8 protein-coding genes and 2 tRNA genes are annotated in these 6,000 nt (G+C 55.7%); 4 read left to right on the forward strand and 6 right to left on the reverse strand.

The features are described from left to right. Window positions 1-50: 50 nt before the first annotated feature. The 4 genes from E0L15_RS08190 to E0L15_RS08205 are packed head-to-tail and all read right to left on the reverse strand — an operon-like array spanning window position 51 to window position 2,920. A complete protein-coding gene (locus tag E0L15_RS08190; RefSeq protein ID WP_168125212.1) occupies window positions 51-611 on the reverse strand; it encodes an ATP-binding cassette domain-containing protein in 561 nt (186 codons plus the stop codon). Beyond that, entirely contained in the window at window positions 608-1,363 is a 756-nt protein-coding gene (locus E0L15_RS08195) for an ABC transporter permease subunit (protein ID WP_168125213.1), read from the reverse strand. The genes E0L15_RS08190 and E0L15_RS08195 overlap by 4 nt, the downstream gene beginning before the upstream one ends. Then, complete coding sequence (locus E0L15_RS08200) at window positions 1,353-2,393, reverse strand: ABC transporter substrate-binding protein (protein WP_279280546.1); 1,041 nt, start codon at window positions 2,391-2,393, stop codon at window positions 1,353-1,355. Before E0L15_RS08200 ends, E0L15_RS08195 begins: the two co-directional genes overlap by 11 nt. Window positions 2,394-2,416: 23 nt before the next feature. Next, on the reverse strand, window positions 2,417-2,920 hold the full coding sequence (locus tag E0L15_RS08205; protein ID WP_087233569.1) for a GreA/GreB family elongation factor: 504 nt from the start codon (window positions 2,918-2,920) through the stop codon (window positions 2,417-2,419). Window positions 2,921-3,048: 128 nt separating this feature from the next. On the opposite strand from E0L15_RS08205, the gene E0L15_RS08210 reads away from it, so the two are divergent. Next, a tRNA-Leu gene (locus E0L15_RS08210) sits at window positions 3,049-3,135 on the forward strand. An 11-nt stretch (window positions 3,136-3,146) separates the two neighbouring features. Further along, window positions 3,147-3,223 (forward strand) — tRNA-Met (locus E0L15_RS08215). Window positions 3,224-3,532: 309 nt separating this feature from the next. Here E0L15_RS08215 and E0L15_RS08220 read toward each other — a convergent pair. Both E0L15_RS08220 and E0L15_RS08225 read right to left on the reverse strand, forming a co-directional pair. Beyond that, window positions 3,533-4,291: a CPBP family intramembrane glutamic endopeptidase gene (locus E0L15_RS08220; RefSeq protein ID WP_087233599.1), complete on the reverse strand. Its 759-nt coding sequence runs from the start codon at window positions 4,289-4,291 to the stop codon at window positions 3,533-3,535. A 198-nt stretch (window positions 4,292-4,489) separates the two neighbouring features. Beyond that, window positions 4,490-4,990 carry a site-specific integrase gene (locus E0L15_RS08225; RefSeq protein ID WP_347565986.1) on the reverse strand — a complete coding sequence of 167 codons (501 nt, stop codon included), beginning with the start codon at window positions 4,988-4,990 and terminating at the stop codon, window positions 4,490-4,492. 195 nt (window positions 4,991-5,185) lie between these two features. Between E0L15_RS08225 and E0L15_RS08230 the strand changes: the two genes are divergently transcribed. Beyond that, on the forward strand, window positions 5,186-5,488 hold the full coding sequence (locus E0L15_RS08230; RefSeq protein WP_242954931.1) for a nucleotidyltransferase domain-containing protein: 303 nt from the start codon (window positions 5,186-5,188) through the stop codon (window positions 5,486-5,488). Then, window positions 5,485-5,817 carry a HepT-like ribonuclease domain-containing protein gene (locus tag E0L15_RS08235; RefSeq protein ID WP_087233536.1) on the forward strand — a complete coding sequence of 111 codons (333 nt, stop codon included), beginning with the start codon at window positions 5,485-5,487 and terminating at the stop codon, window positions 5,815-5,817. The genes E0L15_RS08230 and E0L15_RS08235 overlap by 4 nt, the downstream gene beginning before the upstream one ends. The last annotated feature ends 183 nt before the right edge of the window (window positions 5,818-6,000 follow it).

Consider the following 6,000-nt stretch of genomic DNA (forward strand, 5'->3'; position numbering starts at 1 on the left):
CGGTCAGCTTTCGCTGACCGTACTTTTTTGCGATAAATTCCTATTTTTATTTACTTGAGTTCCACCACTCGGTCACAGCTCTGGGCCAAGTGGGGCTCATGGGCCACCAGAATCACCGGCTTGCCCAGAGCTTTCAGCCGCTGCAAGATACGCTGTGCCCGCTGGGGGTCCACTCCGGTAAAGGGCTCGTCCAACAGCAGCACTTCCCGCTCCAGAGCCAGACACCGCCCCAGGGCCAGCCGCCGGGCCATACCTCCGGACAGGGCCGCAGGGTAGCTTTCCTCCTCCCCCTCCAGTTCCACCAGGGACAGCCAGTGCTGGGGGGCCATGGCGGGGTGGCGGGGGGCCACATCAGTGAGGTGTTGGAGTACCGTGCGCCAGGGCAGCAGGCGGTTTTCCTGAAAGAGAAAGGCGGTCTCTGCGGGGTTCAGGCCGGAGATTTTCCCCTGTTGAGGCTGCATCAGCCCGCCCAGCACCCGCAGCAGAGTGGTCTTGCCGCACCCGGATGGACCCACCAGGGCGGTGACCCCGGACCGGGGAATGGAGACGCTCACGTCATCCAGGGCCACCTTGTCCCCGTATCGTACCGTGAGATGTTCCACCTGTATCATGTCGCACCCTCCCCTCTGGGTTTCAGCCACAGCCCCAGCAGCCCCTCCAGAACCAGGGAGAGGACCACAATCACCGCCGTCCAGGCAAACAGTTCCGGGGTCTCCAGGGCCTGCCGGGCCTGTTGAATGCTGGAGCCGATGGCGAATTTGGGCGGACAGAGCACCTCGGCGGCCACTCCGGACTTCCAGGCCAGGCCGAAGCCGTTGAGGAGGGCGGCGGTGAAGTGGGGGCGCAGAGAGGGCAGGTAAATGAGGCGCAGGGTCTTGAGGCGGGAGAAACCATAGGCCCGGGCCAGCTCCAGCAGCTGTCCGTCCACCGCCTTGAGCCCCGCCGTCAGGCTGCCCCACACCACCGGGAGCACCATCATTCCCGCGATGAGTCCGGGAATGTTGGCCCGGGCCACCCATAAGTAGACCAGCAAAATAAAGCACACCACCGGGGTAGCCCGCAGCACCCGGATGGCAGGGGAGAAAATCCGGTCCGCCCAGGTGGAAAAGTGGGTGAGAAAGGCCAACAGAGTGCCCAGCACCACCCCGCCCACCAGGCCGCACACCACCCGGGCCAGGGTGGATACCGCAGACAACCAGAACTCCCCGGTCTGGCCCAGCTCCACCAGACACGCCGCCACCGAGGCCGGAGAGGGCAGCAGCAGGTCCCGCCCCACCCACCAAGACGCCAGCTGCCATACCCCCAGCCAGACGGCCAGGGGTATGGCAACCCGGAACAGTGTTTTCTTTCCCTTAGGGGACATAGTAGATGTCGTCATCCGGCAGCTTTCCGCCCACTGCGGTGGGGTCGATGGAGTAGAGCACCTCATAGTAGCCGCTGATGGCAGGCTTCATGTCTTCCCCGGACAAAAACACCAGGTTGCACTGGGGGATGGCTTTCTGGGCGATGGCGGCGGAGGGAGCGATGCCCAGGTCTGCCACCAGCTGCCCCGCCTCCTCCGGGTTCTCCTTTACATAGGTGACGGAGGCCTCATACTCCTCCAGGAAGGCGTCCACCGCCTGGGGGTGCTCGGCCAGGAAGTCCGCCCGGGCCACCACAGCGGACATGATGAGCTGGCTGCCGTTGTCCAGGTCGTTCCAGGCCGTGGTGAGGTCGATGGCGTCCCGGACGCTGCCCTTGCTCTGGGCGATGGCGGCAGTTGCGGCGGGCACAGGGAGCATGGCCGTCTCAATCTCCCCGGAAATCAGCTTGGCGCTGATCTCGGTGGCGTCGGCAAAGACGATCTCCACGTCCTTGTCCGGGTCCAAGCCATTCTCGGTAAGCAGGTGGCGGAGGATATACTCCGGGTTGGCCCCCTGTCCGGTGGCGTAGATGGTCTTGCCCTTCAAATCCTTCATGGACTGGATGGCGGTGCCGTTGCTCCCCTCCAGAATGTGGAGCACACCCTGGGTGCCCAGGGCCAGAATCTTCACATCCCCTTCGGTCTTGTTGTACAGGTTGGCGGCCACATTGGAGGCCACCATGGCGATGTCATACTCCCCGTCGGCGGCGGTGAGCCCCGCCACCACCTCGTTGTTGTCGGAGGCCACGGTGTAGGTGTAGTGGTTGACGGTGTCGCCGTTGTCACTGCCCGACAGCAGCTTGGCCGCTCCAATGCCCGTGGGGCCGGAGAGCACCGCCAAGCGCACGTCCTCACCCTGGAACACCTCTTGGGTGGGCTGGTCGGTGGGCTGGGTGGTGGTCTCGGCGGCCTTGGGGCCGGAGCAGGCGGCCAGGCTCAGGGACAGGGCCCCGGCCAGCACCGCAGCAAGTAGCGTTTTCATCTTCTTCATGGTTCTTCTTCCTTTCTATCCAATTAGAAGGACACCAGGGGGGCCTCCCCGTTGTCCTCGCCCGGCTCAATGGCCCGGATGATCACGTCATAGCCGTAGTTGTCGTTGACCTGTACCGTTACCCGGTCCCCCACCCGGCGGCCCAACACCGCCCGGCCCACCGGGGACTCCTTGCTCACCAGGCCCTTGAGGGCGTCCTGGCGCATGGTGGTGACGATCTGGATGACCATCTCCTCCTCGTCGTCCTCCACATAGAGGGTGACTTTGTCGTACAGTCCCACCGTCCCCTCCTGGGATTTGTCCGAGATGATGGTGGCGGTGCGGATGACGTTCTCCAGGTACCGGCACCGGCTGTCATTGCGGTTTTTCTCCTGCTTGGCGGCCTTGTACTCGAAGTTCTCGCTGAGGTCGCCAAAGGCCCGGGCCTCCTTCACCGCCTCGATGAGTTTGGGCCGCAGCTCAAACCGGCGGTGATACAGCTCCTGGCGCATGAGTTCAATGTCCTTTTCGGTCAATTCCTTTCCCATAGCTGGTTCCTCCTATTCTCACCCAGTTTGGCACACCCCCGCTCTGCCGTCAAGAAGAATTTTTCCCGATTTTAAAATTTTCTCTTGACACAGCCCCTGGGCCATGGTATTATAATTCTTGCCCACGGGCCGGAGTGGCGGAATTGGCAGACGCCCGGGACTTAAAATCCCGTGGGAGAAATCCCGTGCCGGTTCGATCCCGGTCTCCGGCACCACAATTTTATATCGCGGGGTAGAGCAGTTTGGTAGCTCGTCGGGCTCATAACCCGGAGGTCGTAGGTTCAAATCCTGCCCCCGCAACCATAAATCCCAGATGCGAAAGCATCTGGGATTTCCTTTTTCCCTATTCACTCTTCACTTTTCACTTATTCCCCCCGGATTTTAGGACTTTTTCGGTGGTTTAGGTTTGTGGCGCTTTTCCTCTCTCGTCGGCATCGAAGTGCCGACAGAGAGGCTTGACCCAAATCATGACCCATACGGGAGTTTGGAGCGGTGAGAGCTGGATTTTCCCGGAGAGGATGCGCCAGAACATAATCTACAACACCGGCAGCTACTCACAAAGTAAAAGCAGCCCTGGACTAGCCGTGCAGGACTGCTATGTAAAAATTGGCCTTACTGGGACAAATTCGAAATTTTCATTTTCTTATCTTCGTCATACCATAGGTATATGGAATAGACCAACATAACAATGAGCCCCAACACCAATACTGGATTTAGCTTAACAACAAACACGGATAAAAGCGTATTTATCAGTCCGTGAAAGACATTACAAGCGAAAACACATTGTGTCTTTTTATAAATCGCAGCCAGCCAAAAACTTAATATTACTGCAAGGATTAAAAATAACAAAAAATCCATATTTTGTTGAGATGAGCCTTCCACAAACCAAAGCGGAATATGCCAAACGCCCCATACCACACCTGTAATTACGGTCGCTATTTGAAAATTATACTTTTTCTCTAATAGAGGCTGCATTGTACCACGCCAACCCAATTCTTCTTCTCCTCCATATATAAATACGGCTTGAAGAAAAACGACTGGTACCAGATACCACGGCAGTACCGAATTAAATTCCATCGACGAAATCCCAATTGTTACTATTGCCATAACAGACAGTATCCAAAAACAGGTCATCGATTTCTTTTTTCCATGAAACACAAACTTTTTCACAGAATCGAATGTCAATTTCTCGTCTATTAGAAGTAAGGCTGCGATTGTCGGTCCAAACCCGCCTATAATATGCAAAATGGTACCTATTGGATGTGTGAACGAAATAATGCACAATTTCGTTAAAGCAGCAAGACTAATCCAAGCTATACCTGTGATAGAAAATGTAATTATTAGAAAATACATCAAACGATTTTTGTGCATTTTCGCATTCCACCTCCGCAACATGAAACTATTTATTGTTATCATACCACATCCAGCCATCCATGTCACCAATGCTCCTAAATTTTGTGTAAGACAGCCCATAGAGTGTCTTGAGATTGTAATTTGAAGTGGCCCTCCCTACGCCCCCATTACTCTGGAAACCTTACAAAACTCCAGGCAGAAGTTTTCAAGCAACAATCAAGTCTGGATTGTCCCCGCCAGCACACTCCCCATCGTCTGCGCCGCCTGCCTCTGGGCTGCGCTTGTGATGTGGGCATAGGTGTCCAGGGTAAACCCTGCGGAGAAGTGGCCCAGCATCCCGGACACGGTTTTCACATCCACCCCGTTTTGCAGCACCAGGGTAGCGAAGGTGTGTCGCAAGTCGTGGAACCGCACCTTGGGCAGTCCTGCCCGTTTCAGCACTCGGTGGAGCATATGCAGCACACTGTCCGGGGAGATTGGCCCGCCATTGGGAGACGGGAACACCCAGGGGCTGTTGCCCACTTTCTTTCTCTGTTCTTTCAGAACGCCTACCGTATCCTCTGCCAGGGGCAAGATACGGTAAGCGTTTTTGGTTTTCAGGGGTGCTTCCACCACTTCCCCGTTGATGCGGGAGACTTGCCGCCGTACCCGGAGGTCCCCCCGTTCCAAATCAATGCCCGCACTGCGGGCATTTGTGGCCGGAGAGGGGGCGGTCACGCCCCCTCTCCTTTCTCCTGCTATACTTTCGTCGACTGCCATCTACCCTGAAAATCGGCCCATTTCCCCCCTGAGTTGTAAACACTGCACTGCCATGGTACACTGATTACAGAAAATGATGCCGCTTTTATTTCTTCAACCCCCGTGGTATAATATTTTCAGAAGCACACCAACCACAAAAGGAGGTATGCAGCTATGTCTGAACAAATTTACTCCCTGAATGAGATTTCTGCGGTAGTATTGACCTTATTGAAAAAGTATCATGCAGAGCGAGCCATCTTGTTTGGCTCCTACGCCCGACAAGAGGCGGATGCTTCCTCGGACATTGATTTGATCGTTGTTGGTGGTAAGAATTTTGATCCCACCGATGTGCTGTGCATTGCAGAGGAACTACACATGACACTGAACAAGCCCGTTGATGTGTTTGAGCTTAGGGAAATCAATCCTGATTCCACCTTCTATGACACCATTATGGGGGAGGGCGTGCAAATCGCATGAAGTACAGTGACGAGCAACGAATCACCAAGATTCAGGAAACCACCGAGAAATTGCTGAACTACATCAGCCGGGAAAACATTACCCCCGAACGAATCTTTCACGAGGAGCCTATTCAATGGGCGGTTACCACTCCCCTATACAACATCGGGGAACACGTGGCCAACCTGACCGCCGAGTTCAAACAGGAACACAACACCATCCCGTGGGTGAAAATTGCCGGACTGAGACATCGGCTGGTTCACCACTACGAGGACACCAACTGGACGGTCATCTGCGCCATTATCTATGATGTCCTTCCAAAGTTCCTGGAGGAGCTGAAACAGCTTTGACCCAAACCGTGACCCATACGGGTTATGGACTGTGTGGAGTCAACGGAACACACAGGGTCAAACTGCATACGCATTCTGAGCAAACAGGGCTGAAAAGCATCCAACGGGGCCAAAAGCATCAACGATCCGCAGCTCATAACCCGGAGGTCGTAGGTTCAAATCCTGCCCCCGCAACCATAAATC

This window comes from Pseudoflavonifractor sp. SW1122 (genome assembly GCF_012027765.1).
GTDB classification, from domain to species: Bacteria; Bacillota; Clostridia; order Oscillospirales; family Oscillospiraceae; genus Enterenecus; species Enterenecus faecium.

Excerpts from the sequence above, each read along its gene's own strand:
- E0L15_RS08205 (WP_087233569.1), bottom strand. The coding sequence starts at position 2,920 with ATGGGAAAGGAATTGACCGAAAAGGACATTGAACTCATGCGCCAGGAG.
- E0L15_RS08190 (WP_168125212.1), bottom strand. The coding sequence starts at position 611 with ATGATACAGGTGGAACATCTCACGGTACGATACGGGGACAAGGTGGCC.
- E0L15_RS08200 (WP_279280546.1), bottom strand. The coding sequence starts at position 2,393 with ATGAAGAAGATGAAAACGCTACTTGCTGCGGTGCTGGCCGGGGCCCTG.
- E0L15_RS08230 (WP_242954931.1), top strand. The coding sequence starts at position 5,186 with ATGTCTGAACAAATTTACTCCCTGAATGAGATTTCTGCGGTAGTATTG.
- E0L15_RS08220 (WP_087233599.1), bottom strand. The coding sequence starts at position 4,291 with ATGCACAAAAATCGTTTGATGTATTTTCTAATAATTACATTTTCTATC.
- E0L15_RS08195 (WP_168125213.1), bottom strand. The coding sequence starts at position 1,363 with ATGTCCCCTAAGGGAAAGAAAACACTGTTCCGGGTTGCCATACCCCTG.
- E0L15_RS08235 (WP_087233536.1), top strand. The coding sequence starts at position 5,485 with ATGAAGTACAGTGACGAGCAACGAATCACCAAGATTCAGGAAACCACC.